13 protein-coding genes and 1 riboswitch are annotated in these 18,557 nt (G+C 62.5%); of the genes, 2 read left to right on the top strand and 11 right to left on the bottom strand.

All coding sequences use genetic code 11. The features are described 5' to 3' along the window. Positions 1–56: 56 nt before the first annotated feature. The 7 genes from EU811_RS14250 to EU811_RS14220 all read right to left on the bottom strand — a co-directional run bounded on the left by EU811_RS14250 (position 57) and on the right by EU811_RS14220 (position 10,367). Entirely contained in the window at positions 57–1,421 is a 1,365-nt protein-coding gene (locus EU811_RS14250; protein WP_142939010.1) for a glutamate-5-semialdehyde dehydrogenase, read from the bottom strand. Beyond that, complete coding sequence (gene proB, locus EU811_RS14245; protein WP_142939009.1) at positions 1,418–2,599, bottom strand: glutamate 5-kinase; 1,182 nt, start codon at positions 2,597–2,599, stop codon at positions 1,418–1,420. The genes EU811_RS14250 and proB overlap by 4 nt, the downstream gene beginning before the upstream one ends. Beyond that, complete coding sequence (gene obgE, locus EU811_RS14240; protein ID WP_142939008.1) at positions 2,589–4,175, bottom strand: GTPase ObgE; 1,587 nt, start codon at positions 4,173–4,175, stop codon at positions 2,589–2,591. Before obgE ends, proB begins: the two co-directional genes overlap by 11 nt. Positions 4,176–4,329: 154 nt before the next feature. After that, positions 4,330–4,593, bottom strand: a complete 264-nt coding sequence (gene rpmA, locus EU811_RS14235; RefSeq protein WP_003803426.1) for a 50S ribosomal protein L27 — start codon at positions 4,591–4,593, stop codon at positions 4,330–4,332. Positions 4,594–4,654: 61 nt separating this feature from the next. Then, on the bottom strand, positions 4,655–4,963 hold the full coding sequence (gene rplU, locus EU811_RS14230) for a 50S ribosomal protein L21 (RefSeq protein WP_018777818.1): 309 nt from the start codon (positions 4,961–4,963) through the stop codon (positions 4,655–4,657). A gap of 398 nt (positions 4,964–5,361) precedes the next feature. Further along, the gene (gene thiD / locus EU811_RS14225; RefSeq protein ID WP_142939007.1) at positions 5,362–6,906 is read right to left on the bottom strand and encodes a bifunctional hydroxymethylpyrimidine kinase/phosphomethylpyrimidine kinase; all 1,545 of its coding nucleotides are present in this window, start codon (positions 6,904–6,906) and stop codon (positions 5,362–5,364) included. Next, positions 6,897–6,995, bottom strand: a riboswitch (TPP riboswitch). It overlaps the preceding gene by 10 nt. A gap of 183 nt (positions 6,996–7,178) precedes the next feature. Then, the gene (locus EU811_RS14220) at positions 7,179–10,367 is read right to left on the bottom strand and encodes an Rne/Rng family ribonuclease (protein ID WP_165450191.1); all 3,189 of its coding nucleotides are present in this window, start codon (positions 10,365–10,367) and stop codon (positions 7,179–7,181) included. 472 nt (positions 10,368–10,839) lie between these two features. On the opposite strand from EU811_RS14220, the gene EU811_RS14215 reads away from it, so the two are divergent. Beyond that, the gene (locus EU811_RS14215; protein ID WP_142939005.1) at positions 10,840–11,508 is read left to right on the top strand and encodes a vitamin K epoxide reductase family protein; all 669 of its coding nucleotides are present in this window, start codon (positions 10,840–10,842) and stop codon (positions 11,506–11,508) included. An 80-nt stretch (positions 11,509–11,588) separates the two neighbouring features. Here the strand turns inward: EU811_RS14215 and ndk are convergent, their stop codons facing one another. The 4 genes from ndk to ileS are packed head-to-tail and all read right to left on the bottom strand — an operon-like array spanning position 11,589 to position 17,165. Then, positions 11,589–12,008, bottom strand: coding sequence for a nucleoside-diphosphate kinase (gene ndk, locus EU811_RS14210; protein ID WP_142939004.1), 420 nt, complete (start codon positions 12,006–12,008; stop codon positions 11,589–11,591). Positions 12,009–12,049: 41 nt separating this feature from the next. Further along, complete coding sequence (locus EU811_RS14205) at positions 12,050–12,502, bottom strand: DUF4233 domain-containing protein (RefSeq protein WP_142939003.1); 453 nt, start codon at positions 12,500–12,502, stop codon at positions 12,050–12,052. A 1-nt stretch (position 12,503) separates the two neighbouring features. Next, positions 12,504–13,865, bottom strand: coding sequence for a bifunctional folylpolyglutamate synthase/dihydrofolate synthase (locus EU811_RS14200; RefSeq protein ID WP_142939002.1), 1,362 nt, complete (start codon positions 13,863–13,865; stop codon positions 12,504–12,506). A 3-nt stretch (positions 13,866–13,868) separates the two neighbouring features. Beyond that, positions 13,869–17,165 carry an isoleucine--tRNA ligase gene (gene ileS, locus EU811_RS14195; protein WP_142939001.1) on the bottom strand — a complete coding sequence of 1,099 codons (3,297 nt, stop codon included), beginning with the start codon at positions 17,163–17,165 and terminating at the stop codon, positions 13,869–13,871. 325 nt (positions 17,166–17,490) lie between these two features. Here ileS and EU811_RS14190 point away from each other — a divergent pair, with 325 nt between their 5' ends. Next, positions 17,491–18,555, top strand: a complete 1,065-nt coding sequence (locus tag EU811_RS14190) for an endonuclease/exonuclease/phosphatase family protein (RefSeq protein WP_142939000.1) — start codon at positions 17,491–17,493, stop codon at positions 18,553–18,555. Positions 18,556–18,557: the final 2 nt, after the last annotated feature.

Here is an 18,557-nt window from a genome sequence, read left to right as displayed (position 1 = left end):
TTTTCGACGGCGGGACTCCCCGCCGTTCCGGACTTCTGTTCTATGTTACCGCGTTGCTAGCCGCGGATCTGGCCCTCGCCCTGGACGATCCACTTGGTGGTGGTCAGCTCCGTGAGGCCCATGGGACCCCGGGCGTGCAACTTCTGGGTGGAAATACCCACCTCGGCTCCGAGGCCTAGCTCGCCGCCGTCAGTGAACCGGGTGGAGGCATTGACGATCACAGCTGCGGAATCTATGTCCGCGATGAACTTCTCAGCGTTTGCCAGGTTGTTGGTGAGGATCGCTTCAGTGTGTCCGGTGGTCCAGGTACGGATGTGGTTGACTGCTTCATCCAAGCTGTCCACCATAGCGACGGCCAGATCGAGATCCATGTACTCGGTGGCCCAGTCCTCGTCGTCGGCAGGAACGGTTTCCACGTCCTTGCCCAAAGCAGCAGCGATCCGATCATCCACGTGGAGGGTGACACCGGCCGAACGCAAGGCTTTGGCAACGGCAGGCAGAACCGTGGACCCGGAATGCACCAGCAGGGTCTCTACGGTGTTGCAGACGCTGGGCCTCTGAGTTTTGGCGTTGAGGAGGATCTCTACGGCCATCTCTTCACCCGCGGACTCGTCGATGAAGATATGGACATTCCCTTCGCCGGTTTCAATGACAGGCACGGAAGAGTTGGTCACCACCGTTTGGATGAGATCGCGCCCACCGCGGGGAATGAGGACATCCACACGGCCGCGGGCTCGCATCAGCACGTTGGCTCCTTCGCGGCCGTACTGGTCCACGGTCTGCACCGCGTCAGCGGGCAGGCCAACGGAATCCAACGCTTCGCGAAGAATCCGGACAAGTGCCTCGTTGGTGTTGGCCGCCGCGGAACCTCCACGAAGGATCACAGCGTTGCCGCTCTTCAATGCAAGGCCGGCAATATCTACTGTGACGTTCGGCCGGGCCTCATAAATGGCGGCCACAACACCCATGGGGACGTTTACTTGGCGCAGGCGCAGTCCATTGGGAAGTGTCTGGCCCCGGACCACGTTGCCCACAGGATCGGGCAATCCGGCCAGGTTTTCCAAAGCAGCCACCAAGCCGTCAATACGGGCGGGGGTCAAGGTCAAACGGTCCAGGAGTGCTGCTGAGGTGCCGTTTGCCCGGCCTACGGCAACATCCTTGGCATTGGCTTCCAATACATGCTTCCGGTTCTCCACTAAGGCAGCTCCGATGGCGCGCAGCGCGCGGTCTTTCCATGCGCGGTTTGCCTGTCCCATACGGCGGGCAGCCTTACGGGAGCGGTCCGCTATGGCGTGAACGGCAGCCTGGACATCTTCCGGTGACAACGGCGCGCCGCCTGCTGCAGGGTTCTCCGGCGTCTGGCCGGGGGTACCGGAAACATCAGAGATCACAGGGGCGTCAGGGGTCAGCGCTTCAGTCATGCTCCAAGTTTAGATGAGCGCGATGCCCTCAGGAGCACCAGATCATCAACATGAACAACTTCGCGGTCATAGCCGCGGCCCATGGCTTGGCCCAGCTCCTGGGTGGTGCGGCCCAACATGCGCGGGAGTTCATCGGAAGAGTAATTCACCAAGCCGCGCGCCACCACCGTTCCGTCGTGGGCAACCATCTCAATGGGGTCGCCGGCTTCGAAGTCACCGCTGATGTCCGAAATGCCTGCGGGAAGGAGTGACCTGTGCCGGTCGCGCACGGCTTTCACTGCGCCGTCGTCGAGCATCAACCGGCCCTGGACCGTGGCCAGGTGCGCCAACCAGAGGAGGCGGACCGGCTTGCGATTGCCATTCACGGCGAACCAGGTTCCCACATCCCCGCCGGACAAGGCTGCCGCAGCGTTGGCCGTGGACGTGACCAAGGCATGGATGCCCGAGCCGGCAGCAATGGACGCAGCTTCCACTTTGGTCATCATGCCGCCGGTTCCTACGCCGGCTTTGCCTGCCTTGCCGATGGTCACATCCTCAAGGTCCCGCGGACCTCGGACCAGCGGAATGCGTTGGGCGCCTTGGGAAGGCGGGCCGTCGTAGAGGGCGTCGACGTCGGAGAGCAGCACGAGCGCGTCGGCGCGAACCAGGTGCGCCACCAAGGCAGCCAGGCGATCGTTGTCACCGAAGCGGATCTCGTGGGTGGCCACGGTGTCGTTCTCATTGACTACCGGCACCACGCCGAGGTTCAACAATCGGTCCAGCGCCCGGAAGGCATTGGTGTGTTGCGTTCGGCGCATGAGGTCATCGGCGGTCAGCAGAACCTGACTGACGGTCACGCCGTGGGCGCTGAACGCCTGCGTGTACCGCGCCATCAGGAGGCCCTGCCCAACACTCGCGGCAGCCTGCTGCGTGGCCAGGTCTTTAGGCCGCTTGGCCAAACCCAAGGGGGCAAGACCGGCGGCGATGGCACCCGAGGACACCAGGATGATCTCCGTGCCTGCATTGCGCTTGTCAGCAAGGGCATTAACCAGCCCGGTGAGGGACTTCTCGGAGATGCCACCCTTGATGCTGGTCAGCGAGGATGACCCCACTTTGACAACAATTCGTTTGGCGGTGGCGAGAGCTTGACGCTCGAGTCCTTCAGCGGTGTCCGGAGCGTCGACAGTCCTAGTCGTCATCACCGGAATCCAGGTGACTTTCCTTCACTGCCTGCGCGCGCCGACCACTGACGGATTCGGTCCAGATACCAGCCTTGCGCTCCGCTTCGAGCTCGGCCCTCGCGGCAGCCTTGGCCTCACGGCGCTCGATCTGCTCATCGCGCTTCTGTGAACGTGTGGGACGGTCACCGATGTCCGCGACGCGGATGTCAGTCCCGCGGGGCGTTGCGAGGAGTTCAGCGCCAGCCATCATGGTGGGCTCCCAGTCGAACACCACGCCATCGTCTTCACCGATGACCACGGTGTCGCCGGGCTTGGCGCCAACCTTGAACAGCTCAGTTTCCACACCAAGCTTGGCAAGACGATCGGCAAGGTAGCCAATGGCTTCCTCGTTGGTGAAGTCAGTCTGCTTGACCCAGCGCACAGGCTTTTCACCCAATACGCGGAACAGGGGCTCGAGGTTCTTCTCCTCGCGGCGGATCTTGAATCCGGACTCGTTGACGGCGCGCGGACGCAGGACGGGAGGTGCCACCTTGGGAGGCGCGGTCTGCACGGCGTTACGTGCTGCTTGGACGATCTCAGCCATGGCAAAGCCGAGCTGACGCAAACCTTCGTGGCTTGTTGCCGAGACTTCAAAAACTCGGTATCCGCGGGCTTCAAGGTCCGGACGGACGAACTCGGCCATATCCTTGCCGTCAGGAAGATCCACCTTGTTGAGGACTACCAACTTGGGGCGCTCATTCAGTGGCACCACTTCACCGTCAACGCCGGCATAGCTCATGTCTACCGCGTACTTCTCGAGTTCGGCTTCGATGATTGCGAGGTCGGAAAGGGGATCACGGTCTGATTCAAGGGTTCCGCAATCAAGGACGTGAACCAGCGCAGCGCAGCGCTCTACGTGCCGCAGGAAGTTATGGCCCAGGCCCTTGCCTTCGCTGGCGCCTTCGATCAGACCAGGAACATCGGCGATGGTGAAGCGCACGTCGCCGGCCTGCACCACGCCAAGGTTGGGAATGAGGGTGGTGAAGGGATAGTCGGCAATCTTGGGCCGGGCAGCAGACATGGCCGCAATGAGGCTCGACTTACCGGCAGAGGGGAAACCGACCAAGGCGATGTCTGCGATGGACTTCAGTTCCAGGACGATGTCACTGGATTCACCTTCGATGCCCAGCAGGGCAAAGCCCGGCGCCCGGCGCTTCTGCGATGAAAGGGATGCGTTGCCGAGGCCGCCTTGGCCACCGGCGGCCGCAATGTACTCAGTGCCCTCGCCAACGAGGTCAGCCAGGACTTCGCCGTCCTTGGTCTTGACCACGGTGCCATCGGGCACGGGAAGAATCAGGGTTTCACCGTTCTTGCCGCCTCGCCAGTCACCCATGCCTGGGCCGCCGTTGGTGGCGTGGCGGTGGGGAGCGTGGTGGTAGTCGAGCAGCGTTGTGGTCTGGGCGGAGACGCGAAGGATGACATCGCCACCGTTGCCGCCGTTGCCGCCGTCAGGGCCGCCGAGGGGCTTGAACTTCTCACGCTTGACAGAGACACAGCCGTGGCCGCCGGTTCCGCCGGATACGTGCAGGACTACCCGGTCTACAAAGCTCGCCACGTGGATCTCCTCAGTTGCTGTCTTACAGCGTTTGTTGCTGTTGCCAGCGCTGTTGCAAAAACCAGTGCGCTACGGCGCCCTAGTCGATTGTAATGCGGTTAAAAGAACGGTGGAGCGGGCCGTTTGGCCCGCTCCACCGGTTCAGAACTTGTTGTTACTCTGCAGCTGCAGCAGCAACAATGTTCACTACGCGACGGCCGCGGCGAGTACCAAACTCAACCGCACCGGCCTGCAGTGCGAACAGGGTGTCGTCGCCACCGCGACCGACGCCTGCACCCGGGTGGAAGTGGGTTCCACGCTGGCGAACGATGATCTCGCCAGCGGAAACTACCTGACCACCGAAACGCTTGACGCCCAGGTACTGAGCGTTGGAGTCACGACCGTTGCGAGTGGAACTCGCGCCTTTTTTGTGTGCCATGTGAAATGCCTGCCTCTAAATTTCTGGGGAAACTGAAAAACCTGAACAGCGGTAACGAAAGTTACGCGATGCTGGTGATCTTGATCTTGGTCAGTTCCTGACGGTGACCCTGACGCTTCCGGTAGCCGGTCTTGTTCTTGAACTTCTGGATGACGATCTTCGGACCACGGAGGTCTTCGAGGATCTCAGCCGTGACCTTGACGTTGGCCAGTTCCGCAGCAGCGGAAGTGACCTTGTCGCCGTCAACCAGGAGCAATGCGGGCAGCTCAAGCGTGCTACCGGCTCCACCGGGGACGCGGTTCAGCGTTACGTAGTCTCCAACGGAAACTTTTTCTTGGCGGCCGCCTGCGCGGACAATCGCGTACACCACTTGGGTACTCACTTCTCTCGACGTTTATTACAAAATTTGCGTGCGGAACCTTGAACCGGAATCAGGCCTGGTTCGCGCTGTGCCTCAACGCCGTGGACTTCTGATCGAAGCCCGCGAGTCATCCCATGAACAATTCCAAGGGGCATAACCCAAGTGTTGGCGTAAGCACCGAAGATCAAGATTACGCTAGTTTGACCTTCGTCTGCAAATGAGGCCGAGTCCGGAGGCTACCTCGTGACTTGCGTCACCAGTTGATACGGACTCTCCCGGCACCGTGCCCATACAGCCTACCGTGTTTGCGCGAGATTAACGCGATTCGGCCAGCGACGCGCGGAAGTGTCCCCGCAATCGCATCGAATCCGCCCAAGGGAACCCTGCCAAAGTGACGCCCGGCAAACTCAGGCAAACAGCCTGGGAGCATCGAAGAATGCGGTCTCGTAACGGCAGGACTGGGTGAAGGCCTCCATCATCGCGGCCCTCTCCGTATCAGAAGCCGCGACCGCCGCAGCATCCGTGAGGCTGATCGCTTTCCGCGTTGCCGCGGCGAAGTCCTCGTCAGCGTAGGTCGTCAGCCAGTCGGCATACGCATGGTCCGCCGCGGCGCCCGCATTCAGGTAATTGGCATGGAGCTGCCGCCCCACCTCCGCGTACAACCAGAAGCAAGGAAGTATTGCGGCGAGAACCACGGCGTAACTGCCGGAAGCGGACGTTGCCAGCAAATGGTCCACGTAGGACTTGGTGACCGGCCCCAGTGCGGTCGGCGCTTCACGGCTGCTTAGCCACGTCCTGTGCAACTCCGACTCTACCTCCAGGCATTGCTGCGATGACCTGGCCCAGAACAGTTGCTCTTCTTCCGTGGGGGCCAGGGCGCCGGCACGTGCCAAGACCCGGGAGTACCCGTTGAGGTAGATCGCATCCTGGGCGAGGTAGTAAGTGAAATCACGTTCAAGGAGTTCGCCGGATTGGAGTTGCTGAATAAAGGGAAGTCCATGAATGGATTCGAGTTCCGGAACGGCCGCCTCCCACAAAGCCGCAGCGAAGGCGCCCGGGGCTGACGCTCGCTGGAGGTGATGGAAGTGATGCACCGGACCGTTCCCCCGGCCTACCTGGAGTTCCGCCGAGGCTGTCAAAGCTCCGAGTAGCCAGGGCTTTACTTCCCGCAGTGATGTTTCCCAGTTGCCCGTGCGGGCCTGGACGGTGGCCAGGGCGGACGAAAGAGAGCAACCGGTTCCGTGGCTGTTGCGCGTCGCCACGCGGGGACCTGATACCTCCACAACATCCCGTGACAAAAGCCCTGTGGTGTTCACCAAGGCATCCGGGCATTCCGGGCCCGGCAAGTGGCCACCCTTGACCAGAACTGTGTTTCCGTACTCCGCAGCAAGCCGCTTGCCTTGCTCCAGTGCCGAAGCCCAGTCTGCTGCCTCAGGCTCCCCCAGCAGCATGGCAAGCTCAGGAACATTGGGAGTAATGAGGTGGGCCAGGGGTAGCAGTGAACGCAGGGCATTCTCCGCGGACTCCCGCAGCAGCCGGTCGCCACTGGTGGCCACCATCACCGGATCAAGAACCACGACGGCGGGGCGCACCTCTTCGAGCCAGTCCCGGACCTGGGCAATGACGGCAGCATCGCCGAGCATTCCGATCTTGACGGCATCAACGATGATGTCGCCGCTAATTGCTTCCAGTTGTTGACGCAGGAAATGCGCCGGAGGGACGTGGACTGCGCTCACCCCCACTGTGTTTTGCGCGGTGAGAGCCGTAATGGCAGCCATGCCGTACCCACCCAACGCTGCAATGCTCTTCAGGTCCGCCTGAATTCCGGCACCGCCGGAAGGGTCCGAACCGGCAATAGTGAGAACGCGCGGGACCTGGCGGGCTGACGTGTGAGCGTCCAGCGGGTATACCGAGTGGAGCGGGTACACAGATGAATGTAGTGATGCAGCCATGAGGACATCCCTTCGCCGGTGCTAACCGGACAGGTTCAACGGGTCTGGATCTCAGCCGGGCCCATCGCCCGGCACCCCGTGTCAGTCCCCTAGCCTAGCCGGGAAGCCTGGTGCTGCAGGTACCGAACCATCCGGGAGCCCGGATGTGACCGTGGAACGCGTCCCCCGCCAAGGATTCAAGGCAACGCGAAAGGGCCCTGCGCTACCGCCGGAGGCAGGTAGCGCAGGGCCCTTTCAGCCGATGTTGGCCGCGGAGAGCGGCTCGGCCGTGACTAAAGCTCCGAGGCTGGAACCCCGACTCCTAGAATGATGGGCTCGGAGGCCGGCGCCTTCTTGACTGGCTCCACGGGCGCCTTGGCCTCATGGGACGAGCCCTGGGGGGCCGAGGCCGTCACCACATGGTGCTCGACGCTGGTTTCATTGGCCGCACCCTGAGCCCGGCTGGCACTGCGGTTGCGACGACCACGACGACCCCGCGGAGATGCCGAAGCCTCAGGATCTTCCTCAACCCGCGCCGGTGCGTCAGCCTTCCGGGCCACAGCAGGCTCCTGTACGGCCAGCGGAGCGGGTTGTTCCTCAGATGCCGGAGCGGCGCCAAGGTGGGAGAACGCTTCCGCCAGGAGGTCCAGGCTCATGGCAGGCTTGTTTGCCTGCGGTTCCTCGTGATGCTCCACGAACGGCAACGCAACTTCTTCTCCGCCGAAGCGCAGGACCGGAGTGGACCTGGCTTCCTGGGCGGCTGCATCGCGGTTGGCGGCTTCATGTGCTGATGCCCCCGCTTCGTTGCCGGCTGAGGTTCCGGATCCGGCGTCGGCCGTCCCTTGGTGTTGGCCGGCCGCCCGTGCCTGCTCTTCTGCACGGTGAACTTCGTCGTCGTGCAGGTGCGCGGCGTGCGCCGCAGCGGCAATGGTTGCCAGGGCAGCCCTGGTGGCCTCCGCCTTGGCCTGCCGGGCAGGATCCTGCGGTTCAGTCGGGGTCGCGGGGGCAACCGGGGTAGTCGTCGTCGTATGGACCTGTGCAGGGGTTTCGGCTACGGCCTGTCCCCCACCCTTCCCGCGGCGGCGTTTGCGTTCCGTCCGTGCAGCTGGCTGCTGTACCTCGGAGTGCGGGCGGTGTTGCTCGGCTGCCACCACGTTGGCGCGCCGGTGTTCAACGGGCTCGTCATGAGTGACGACGCCACGTCCGGCGCAATGCTCGCACTGCTCACCGAATACCTCAAGAAGGCCGGTGCCCATCCGCTTACGTGTCATCTGGACCAAGCCCAGGGACGTCACCTCGGCCACTTGGTGCTTGGTGCGGTCCCGGCCCAGGCACTCCACCATGCGTCGCAGGACGAGGTCGCGGTTGGATTCGAGGACCATGTCGATGAAGTCGATGACGATGATGCCGCCGATGTCGCGCAGACGGAGCTGGCGCACCACTTCCTCGGCCGCTTCAAGGTTGTTCTTGGTGACCGTTTCTTCAAGGTTTCCACCGCTGCCGGTGAATTTGCCGGTGTTGACGTCCACCACAGTCATGGCCTCGGTACGGTCGATGACCAACGAACCACCGGACGGGAGGAAGACCTTACGTTCCAGGGCTTTATGGATCTGCTCGTCGATGCGCCATGCAGCGAAGATGTCCTGATCCTTGGTCCACTTTTCGAGGCGGCCCACCAGATCAGGGGCAACGTAGGTTACGTATGCCTCGATGGTGTCCCAGGCGTCGTCACCGGAGACGATCAGCTTGGAGAAGTCCTCATTGAAGACATCACGGACCACCTTGATAGTGAGGTCCGGTTCGCCGTACAGCAGTTCAGGGGCAAGGACCTTGGTGGAGGAGGCCTGACCTTCGATGCCTTCCCACTGGGCACGCAGACGGTTGATGTCGTGCGTCAGCTCTTCTTCCGACGCACCCTCAGCGGCTGTGCGGACAATGACACCTGCGTTTTCCGGCAGGCGGTCCTTCAGGATGCGCTTGAGTCGGTTGCGTTCGACGTCGGGCAGCTTGCGGGAGATGCCGGTCATGGAACCACCGGGCACGTACACAAGGTAGCGGCCGGGCAAGGAGATCTGGCTGGTGAGGCGGGCACCCTTGTGACCCACGGGGTCTTTGGTGACCTGAACCAGGACGGAGTCTCCGGACTTCAGGGCGTTCTCGATCCGGCGCGGCTGGCCTTCGAGGTTGACCGCGTCCCAGTTGACTTCACCGGCGTACAGGACGGCGTTGCGGCCGCGTCCGATGTCCACGAAAGCAGCTTCCATGGACGGCAGCACGTTCTGGACCTTGCCCAAGTACACGTTGCCGATCAGGGAGTCCTGCTGGGTCTTGGACACGAAGTGCTCGGCGAGCACACCGTCTTCCAGGACACCGATCTGGATTCTGTCGTCGCGCTGGCGAACGATCATTTGACGGTCCACCGATTCGCGGCGGGCAAGGAACTCGGCCTCGGTGATGACCTGGCGGCGGCGGCCGGTCTCCCGGGACTCACGGCGCCTCTGCTTCTTGGCCTCCAACCGGGTGGAGCCCTTGACACCGGTCACGCGGTTTGACGGAGCTGTCTCGGTGATGGGGCGGGGGGCACGGACGCGGGTGACCGTGTTGGGCGGATCATCATCCGCGCCGCCCGTCAGTTCAAGATCCTGGTCTCCACGACGACGACGGCGACGACGACGAGACGTCACGCCTTCCTCAAGGGCTTCAGGTGCCGGCGCTTCTTCATCGTCAGTCTCGGTGCCGTCCTCGGCCTCGTTCTCATCGCGTTCGGTTCCGCGGCGACCACGGCGGCCCCGGCTTCTGCGACGACGACGGCTACCAGCGTCTTCCAGCTCGCCGTCGGCAGGGACTTCGGCTTCTTCTTCGGGCTCCTCGGCTTTTTCTTCAACCGGGGCAACGCGGGGAACGGTGGTGAGGTCCGGGGCCTGGAAGATCATGGACGTGATGGAAACCGGCTCCATGAACAATGATGTGGAGGCGGCAGCAGCGGCTTCCTCGGCGGGTTCCTCGGTGGCGGCTTGGGCTTCAGTCTCGTCAGCAGCTGCTTCAGCGGCAGGTGCCTCGGGCTGGGAGGCCTTTTCCGGCGTCGTGCTGTCCGCCACGGCTTCCGCAGCTGCGGGTGCCTCGGCTACCTCAGCTTTGGGCTTGGCGGTACGACGGCGGCGGACCGGCTTTTCGGGGGCAGGTTCGGCCATCGCTTCGGGCGCGGCTTCTGCGGCGGCTTCGGGCGCGGCAGTGGCGTCATCCCCCAAACCGGGCAAAGGCTCGGCAGGCTCTGCCTTCTTGCGGGAGCGGGTGCGGCGCACCGGCGCTTTGGTGGCCTCCGGGGTCGCTTCCGGCGCCGGCGTGTCAGCCGCAGGCGCCTCTACGTCAGCAGCAACCTTCGGCGCTGCCTTGCGCCGGGTCCTGGTGGCTTTCTTGGGCGCTTCCGCAGTTTCCGCGGGAGCTGCCTCGTCATTAACGGCTACAACCTGGTCATTATCCATATGTGGCAACACTCCTGCCCCAGCGACGCCGCCACATCCGGCGCCCAGTGGAGCAAATATTGTCAAAACCCGCAGGCGTTGACAGAAGTCGGCAGTATGCCTCCCGGTTCGCACCAGCATTGGGGTGCGGCAGCCCTGGAAGGCCGGCGGCTTTATTCTGGAACCCGTTGTTCTGCTGCCACAACCAGGTGCCGTCCATTGTCATGGCGGGCCCACCGAGGATCACGTGATCCGGGCATGCCCAGCTCATACTGGCGGTCTTGGGAACAAAGTCACCGGACCGGGTGTCGAATGTGGATCGACGTCCGGCCATGTTCATTCTCTCACACCCCTGCACATTCGCGGCGAAGGCCGCTGTGTCGCGGTACTCCGCCAGCGAAGCTGGGGGCGGCGCCCAGTCTTCGGAGTTACAATCCTCCCAAGAGCCCTTCCCGGCTTGCCGGGCCATTTGTCGAAAAGGACCACATCCACGATGCCAAGCACCGCCAGGGAAAACCTGGCCAATCAAGCCACAGTCCATGTGGAGGACATGTCCACCCCTCAGGACTCCCTTCCCGCGACGGTCCGGGACAGGCCCTTTGCCTGGCTGTTGCTGATCACCGGTGTTATTGGATGGTTGGCGTCCGGAGCCCTGGTACTGGAGAAACTTGAGGTGCTCAAGGATCCCAACCATGTAACCGTGTGCGATGTAAATCCCTTTATCTCCTGCGGTGCCGTGATGCAGACACCGCAGAGCTCTGTGTTCGGTTTCCCTAACATGTTCATCGGCATCGTCGCCTTTGCTGTGATCATCACTACGGCCATGGGCATCCTCGCCGGAGCTAAGTATTCACGGGGTTACTGGCTGGGTCTCCAAGCCGGCGTGACCCTCGGGTTCGCCTTTGTTGTGTGGCTGTGGTCGCAGGCCCTCTACGCAATCCATGTTCTGTGCCCGTTCTGCATGGTGGTGTGGGCCGCCATGATCCCGCTTTTCGTCTGGGTGACCATCCGCAACGTCACCAGCGGGGTCATCAAGGCGCCACCCGCAGTGGTCAAGCTGCTGTCCGGTTCAGGCTGGATCATCGTTGCCCTGCTGTATGTGGCCGTCATCGCCACTATTTTCTTCTCTTTCATGCACCTCTTCGTGCCGTCCACAGCGTAGAACCACCACTCGCCGTAAAACAGTTAAGGCCAATGTTCACGAAGAACATTGGCCTTAATTGTTTTCCCGAAGGGCTTTGCTTAGCCCTTGAACCAGATCTTGATCTCACGTTCGGCAGAGTCGACTGAATCCGAGCCGTGGACGAGGTTCTGCTGGACTGCCAGGCCCCAGTCGCGGCCGAAGTCACCGCGGATGGTGCCCGGCGCAGCCGTCGTGGGATCCGTAGTTCCGGCCAGCGAGCGGAAGCCTTCGATCACGCGGTGGCCTTCGAAGACCGCTGCGATGACCGGTCCGCTCAGCATGAACTCAACCAGTGGCTCATAGAACGGCTTGCCCACGTGTTCCTCGTAGTGCTGCTCAAGCAGCTCACGGGTCGCGTTGACCTTCTTCAGCTCCGCCAGGGTGTAGCCCTTGGCTTCGATCCGGGCGAGGATGGTTCCGCCCAGGTTGCGGGCAACGCCGTCAGGCTTGACCAGGACAAGGGTCCGTTCAATGCTCACAGATGCTCCAATGTGATGTGTTCGGTGGTTTCCCAGCCAGTTTACGGGGTTTGAGTGCCAGCTTCGTCACCGTGGGCCGCGTTCCATTCGGCCTGCTCGCGGTCCCTCTGTGCCACCTCACGGTCAATCCGCATTCCAGCCCTGATTCCATACCACCAGCAGATGGCAAACAGGATCCCCACAATGAACATGGTGGGCTCGGCAAAGCCTGTCAGGATCAGCACCACCTGCAGCCCCCAGCCGAGGGCGATGCCCCACGGCTTCGACAACACGGCACAGGCCAGAACCAGCACCACCGTCAGTGCTATACCGACACCCAGGATGATGCCCGGATCAACTTCCCCGCGCCTCAAGCCGAAAACCGCCAGGGTACCGAAGAACGCGACGAACGCTTCAAGCAGGAGCACGCTGGAAGCGAACATTACTTTGGTGGACCGGCGCTTCTTGGGCATGCCGGGCCGCCATTCGCGCTGGGCCTTGGTCATTTTCGCCATGTTAGGCACTTGCCTTTCCGAGCAGGATCCTTGCTTCGGCCACCACGGTGATGGAACCCGTCACCAGGACGCCGCCTGCAAGGTCATCTTTGGATTCAGCGCGTTCCACAGCCCACTCCAGGGCATCGTCCAACTTCTCGGCGATGTGAACGTTGTCCTCGCCGAATCCGAGGTCGACGGCGAGTTCGGCAAGTTCGGCTGCAGGCACGGCGCGGGCCGAGTTGGATTGGGTGAAGCAGAATTCCTCGGCCAGTCCGCCGAGGGACTCCTTGAGGGTCTTGAGGATCTCCTCGGCATCCTTTTCCCGCAGAACGCCAACTACAACCACCAGCTTGCTGAAGCTGAAGGCCTCCTGGATTGCTTCGGAGGAGACGCGGATTCCGTCAGGGTTGTGCGCAGCGTCCACCACGACGGTGGGCGCAGTGCGCACTACTTCGAGCCGGCCAGGTGACGTCACGGTGCCAAAGGCTTCCTTGAGTACATCGGCGTCGAGTTCTTTCTCTCCTCCGCCAAAGAATGCTTCCAAAGCCGCAACGGCCACAGCCGCGTTCTCAGCCTGGTGGGCGCCGTGCAGTGGCAGCAGCAGGTCTTCGTAACGTCCTGCAAGGCCCTGAATAGTCAGGACCTGGCCCCCCACTGCAACGCTACGGGACTCCACCCCGAATTCAACGCCCTCGAAGCGGAACGGCACATCCACTTCCCGGGCTTTCTCCAACAGGACCTGCGCAGCGTCCACCGGCTGAGCGGCGCTCACCAGGAAGCCGCCCGGCTTGATGATGCCGGACTTCTCGTAGGCGATGTCCTCAGTGGTGTCACCCAAAAGATCCGTGTGGTCCAAGGAGATCGGCGTGATCACTGAGACTTGGCCGTCGCCGACGTTCGTGGCATCGGTGATGCCCCCAAGGCCAACTTCCATGACGGCAACATCAACAGGCTGGTCGGCGAACACCGCGAAGCCCAGGATGGTTAGGCATTCGAAGTAGGTCAGCCTCGGCTGGTTATCGGCAACCAGTTCGCTATCCACGATTTCCAGGTAAGGACGGATCTCGTCCCAGATACGCACGAAGGTCGCATCCGGCACCGGCTCACCGTCAATGCTGATGCGCTCAGTCACTTTGGACAGGTGCGGGCTGGTGTAGCGGCCGGTACTCAGCCCGTGGGCACGAAGTCCAGCTTCTATCATGCGGGCCGTGGACGTCTTGCCGTTGGTGCCCGTGATGTGGATGATCGGGTAAGCCTTGTTCGGCTCCCCCAGCACGTCCATGGCACGGAACAAGGGAGCAAGGCGCGGTTCCATCTTGTTTTCCGGGGCACGGCCCAGAAGTTCTGCATAGACGCTTTCAACCGAGAATTCGTCAGACATGGATCAGGCACCTGCCTTTGCGACCGTGACCTGCGGTTCGTCGACACTGGCCAACAGGACTTCCAGTTCCAACGTCAACGTTTCGGTCTTGACGAGCTCCGAGTTGGCTTCCAAGGCATCCACCACGTCCTGCCCGGCCTCCACGGAAGTGCGGATGCGGTCGCTCACGTTGAGCCCGGCGTCCTTGCGGGCCTGCTGGATGGCGCGGACCATGTCACGGGCCAGCCCCTCGGCTGCAAGTTCAGCAGTGACCTCGGTGTTCAGGACCACGAAGCCGCCGCCGGGCAGCACCGCGACTGCCTTCTTGGCGGCAGCACCGCCGTCGGCCGCTTCTGCCACCACGGTTTCCAGCGTGTATTCCTGCGGCTCGAGCTCCAGTCCACCAGCCACCACCACCCCGGCGTCACTGACAGACCAGTCGCCGGACTTGGATCCCTTGATGGCCTGCTGCACGTTCTTTCCGAGGCGCGGACCAGCGGCCCGGGCGTTGACCACGAGCTTCTGCTCAATCCCGAACTCCTCCGGTGACGCAGTAGCGGCGTCGAGCAAACGGACCGAACGGAGGTTCAGTTCATCGGCGACGACGGCGGCAAAGCCTTCCAGCGCATCTGCACCGGGTGCCACCACAGTCAGTTCCTGCAACGGCAGGCGAACACGCAGGTTCGCTGCCTTGCGCAGGCTGGAGCCGGTGGAGCAGATCTGCTGGACCCGGTCCATCGCCTCAACCAGTTCAGGGTTGGACGGGAACAGCGTAGCCTCGGGCCAGTCCGCCAGGTGGACTGAACGACCACCCGTCAGTCCGCGCCACATCTCTTCCGATACAAGCGGCAGCAAGGAAGCAGAGACACGGCACACCGCTTCAAGAGCCGTGTACAGGGCGTCGAAAGCGTCAACGTTCTCATCGAAGAACCGCTGGCGGCTGCGGCGGACGTACCAGTTGGTGAGCATGTCCAGGTAGCTACGCAGTTCATCGCAGGCACCGGAGATGTCGTACGCGTCCAGGCTGGTAGTGATGTTGCGGACCAAGTCCCCGGTGTTGGCCAGAAGGTACTGATCCAGTGTGTCGGCGTAGCCGTCATAGCGGAGCTTGGCTTCGTAGCCGGAACCACCGTTTGCAGCGTTGGTGTACAGCGTGAAGAAGCTGTACACGTTCCACAGCGGCAGGATGACCTGGCGCACACCGTCGCGGATGCCTTGCTCGGTGACCACCAAGTTGCCGCCGCGCAGGATGGGGCTGGACATAAGGAACCAGCGCATGGCGTCGGAACCATCGCGATCCAGGACCTCAGATACGTCCGGGTAGTTGCGCAGGCTCTTGGACATCTTCTGCCCGTCGGAGCCCAGCACGATGCCGTGGCTGATCACGTTGCGGAACGCCGGCCTGTCGAACAATGCAGTGGACAGGATGTGGAGCATGTAGAACCAGCCGCGTGTCTGTCCGATGTACTCCACGATGAAGTCGGCCGGGTTATGGGTGTTGAACCATTCCTCGTTCTGGAACGGGTAGTGCACCTGGCCGTACGGCATGGACCCGGAGTCGAACCAAACGTCAAGAACGTCTTCCACACGGCGCATGGTGGATTTGCCGGTGGGGTCGTCCGGGTTGGGACGCGTCAGCTCATCGATGAACGGGCGGTGCAGGTCCACCTGTCCTTCGTTGTTGACGGGCAGACGGCCGAAGTCGGCTTCCATCTCGGCCAGCGAACCGTAAACGTCCGTGCGCGGGTACTCGGGGTCGTCCGACTGCCACACCGGGATGGGCGAACCCCAGTAGCGGTTACGGCTGATGGACCAGTCGCGGGCGTTGTCCAACCACTTACCGAACTGGCCGTCCTTGACGTTGCCGGGGATCCAGTTGATCTCCTGGTTCAGCTCGGACATGCGGTCCTTGAACTTGGTGACCTCCACGTACCAGGAGGACACAGCACGGTAGATCAGCGGGTTCCGGCAGCGCCAGCAGTGCGGGTAGCTGTGCTCGTAGCTGGCCTGGCGGACCAAGCGGCCATCGGCGCGGAGCACCTGGGTGATGGGCTTGTTGGCATCGAAAACCTGAAGACCGACGATCGAAGCAAGCTCGCCATTGGCGAACAACGGCAGGAACTTGGCGCCCTCGTCCACGGACAGGACCACGGGGATCCCTGCCTCTTCACAGACCTTCTGGTCATCCTCGCCATAGGCCGGAGCCTGGTGAACAATGCCCGTACCGTCGGTGGTGGTGACGTAGTCGGCCACCAGGAAGCGCCAGGCATTCTGCGTGCCGTACTTTTCAGCATCAGCGAAGTCGTTCCAGAGCGGTTCGTACTCCAAGCCAGCCAGCTCGGCACCCGTGTGGGTGGACACCACAGCGGCAGTTGCGGCAGCGGCGTCGTCGTACCCCAAATCCTTGGCGTAGGACCCCAGCAGGTCAGCCGCGAGCAGGAAGCTGCCCGTGACCGGTGCCTCAGCGGAAGCAGCCTTGACGCCGTTGGGTCCTGCGGGCAGGACAGCGTAAGAGATGTCAGGCCCGACGGCGAGCGCCAGGTTGGTGGGCAATGTCCAGGGCGTGGTGGTCCATGCGAGCGCCTGCACGCCTTCGAGGGCCTTGGAAAGCTCCGACTCCCCCGCCTTAATGGGGAACGTCACGGTTACCGTCTGGTCCTGGCGGTTCTTGTAGACGTCGTCGTCCATGCGGAGTTCGTGGTTGGACAGAGGGGTCTCGTCCTTCCAGCAATACGGCAGTACGCGGTAGCCGTTGTAGGTCAGGCCCTTCTCGTGCAGTCGCTTGAAGGCCCAGAGCACGGACTCCATGTACTCCACGTTGAGGGTCTTGTAGTCGTTCTCGAAGTCCACCCAACGGGCCTGGCGGGTGACGTAGGCCTTCCACTCGTTGGCGTACTTCATCACGGAGGCGCGGCAGGCGTCGTTGAATTTGTCGATGCCCATGGCTTCGATCTGGGTCTTGTCCGTCATGCCCAGCTGCTTCATGGCTTCGAGCTCTGCCGGAAGTCCGTGAGTGTCCCAGCCGAAGCGTCGCTCAACCCGCTTGCCGCGCTGGGTCTGGTAGCGGCCTACGAGGTCCTTGGCGTAGCCGGTGAGGAGGTGGCCGTAGTGCGGAAGGCCGTTGGCGAAGGGAGGGCCATCGTAGAAGACGAACTCGTTGCTGCCGTCCTTGCCCGCATCGCGTTGGTCGATGCTGGCCTGGAAGGTGCCGTCTTCGTCCCAGTATTTGAGGATGCGCTCTTCGATTTCCGGGAATTTCACGGAAGCGGACACGCCGTGCGTGCCGGGCGAAGACGCTGAGGCCTTGGGGTAGTGGGTCATCTCATATCCTGTGATAGCTGGTTGACTGTCAGGATGCGAGGACGGCGTCTGTGCTGCCTGTCGGCTGCGCAGGTACCGCGGTACCACCTCACTTACCGGAAAGAATTTTCCGGCCTCTCATTACTGCTGTGACGGGCTTACCCGCCCGGTTCTACTGGGCGCATTCCACCGTGTTGATGGTCAGTGCTGTTCTTCCGGAAGCTCACCGGTGATGGCCGGGTCAAAGCTGGTCCTTCAAGTCTAGCGTCAGTGGGGCAACTGCTCTACCCGAGGTTCATCCCGTAGATGGAGTGCGGTACGTGTGGCGGTGCATAGACTCGAGGCCATGACGCACCCATCCCCCGCCCCTCCAGCAACCAGACCGGCTCGACGCCAGCCTTCGGTGGCATGGTCCGTGCTGGCCCTCATGATGGCGCTGCCGGTGGCGGGGGTATCAATGTTCCGGGCAATCCCTGTGGAATGGCCCCTCATCGTGGTGCAATTGCTGTCCTTCACACCTTGGATGGTGCTTCCGGCAGCGTTTGCCGTGGCGCTTGCTGTGGTGGGGCGCAGGCTTTGGGTCATCTTCACGACGACGGCGCTGTTGGCAGTCCAGCTGTTGTGGCTGTTCCCATTGGACGCTGGAAAGCCGGAAGCATTGCCTGCAGGCACTGTATCCGTCCCGGTGGAAGTGATGAGCCTGAACTCTGAATACGGGGAAGCGGATGCCGCGAGCATCGTGCGGCTTGTCCGTGAGAACGGCATTCAACTGCTGGCTATCCAGGAACAGACTCAGGGACTTGAGGACCGCCTGCAGTCCGAGGGCTTGGATCAACTGCTGCCCAACCGGCTCAGTGAGCCCAGTGAGGACGCCTCCGGTGGGGCCGTGTATTCGGTGTTTCCACTCGAGGCCATGGGACTTTTGCCTGATACCCCGTTCCGGATGGACGTCACGCGGGTACTGGTCACGGATGCGGGGGCTGGTACAACGGCCACCTTGAACCTCACCAATGTCCACGCCCTTCCGCCCGTTGATGAGCGAATCGGTCAGTGGCGAAGCGACTTGGACAAAGTGGCCCGCCAAGCATCCCGCCCAGGACGTCAGTTGCTGATGGGCGACTACAACGCCACGTACGATCACTCCGAGTTCCGGGCCATGCTGGATACTGCACAGGGTCGGCAAGGAACCCTGGCAGGTCAACAGGGAGGCACGAAGCTAGTGGACGTCGGAACAGCCTCCGGGGGACGGCTTTCTCCCACATGGCCCATGGAAGGGTTACCGCTTCCGGGCATCGTGATCGACCATATGGTCACCTCGCCCGGAATCAGCAGCAGCGACTACTCCGTCCACCAGGTTCCCGGGAGCGATCACGCAGCCATCATGGCCCGGCTGATCATTCCGGCCGATTAGCT

Source organism: Arthrobacter sp. TS-15 (assembly GCF_006964045.1).
GTDB lineage: Bacteria > Actinomycetota > Actinomycetes > Actinomycetales > Micrococcaceae > Arthrobacter.
Note: the sequence above shows the minus strand (reverse complement) of the source record. Positions and strands in the feature narration are given on the sequence as shown.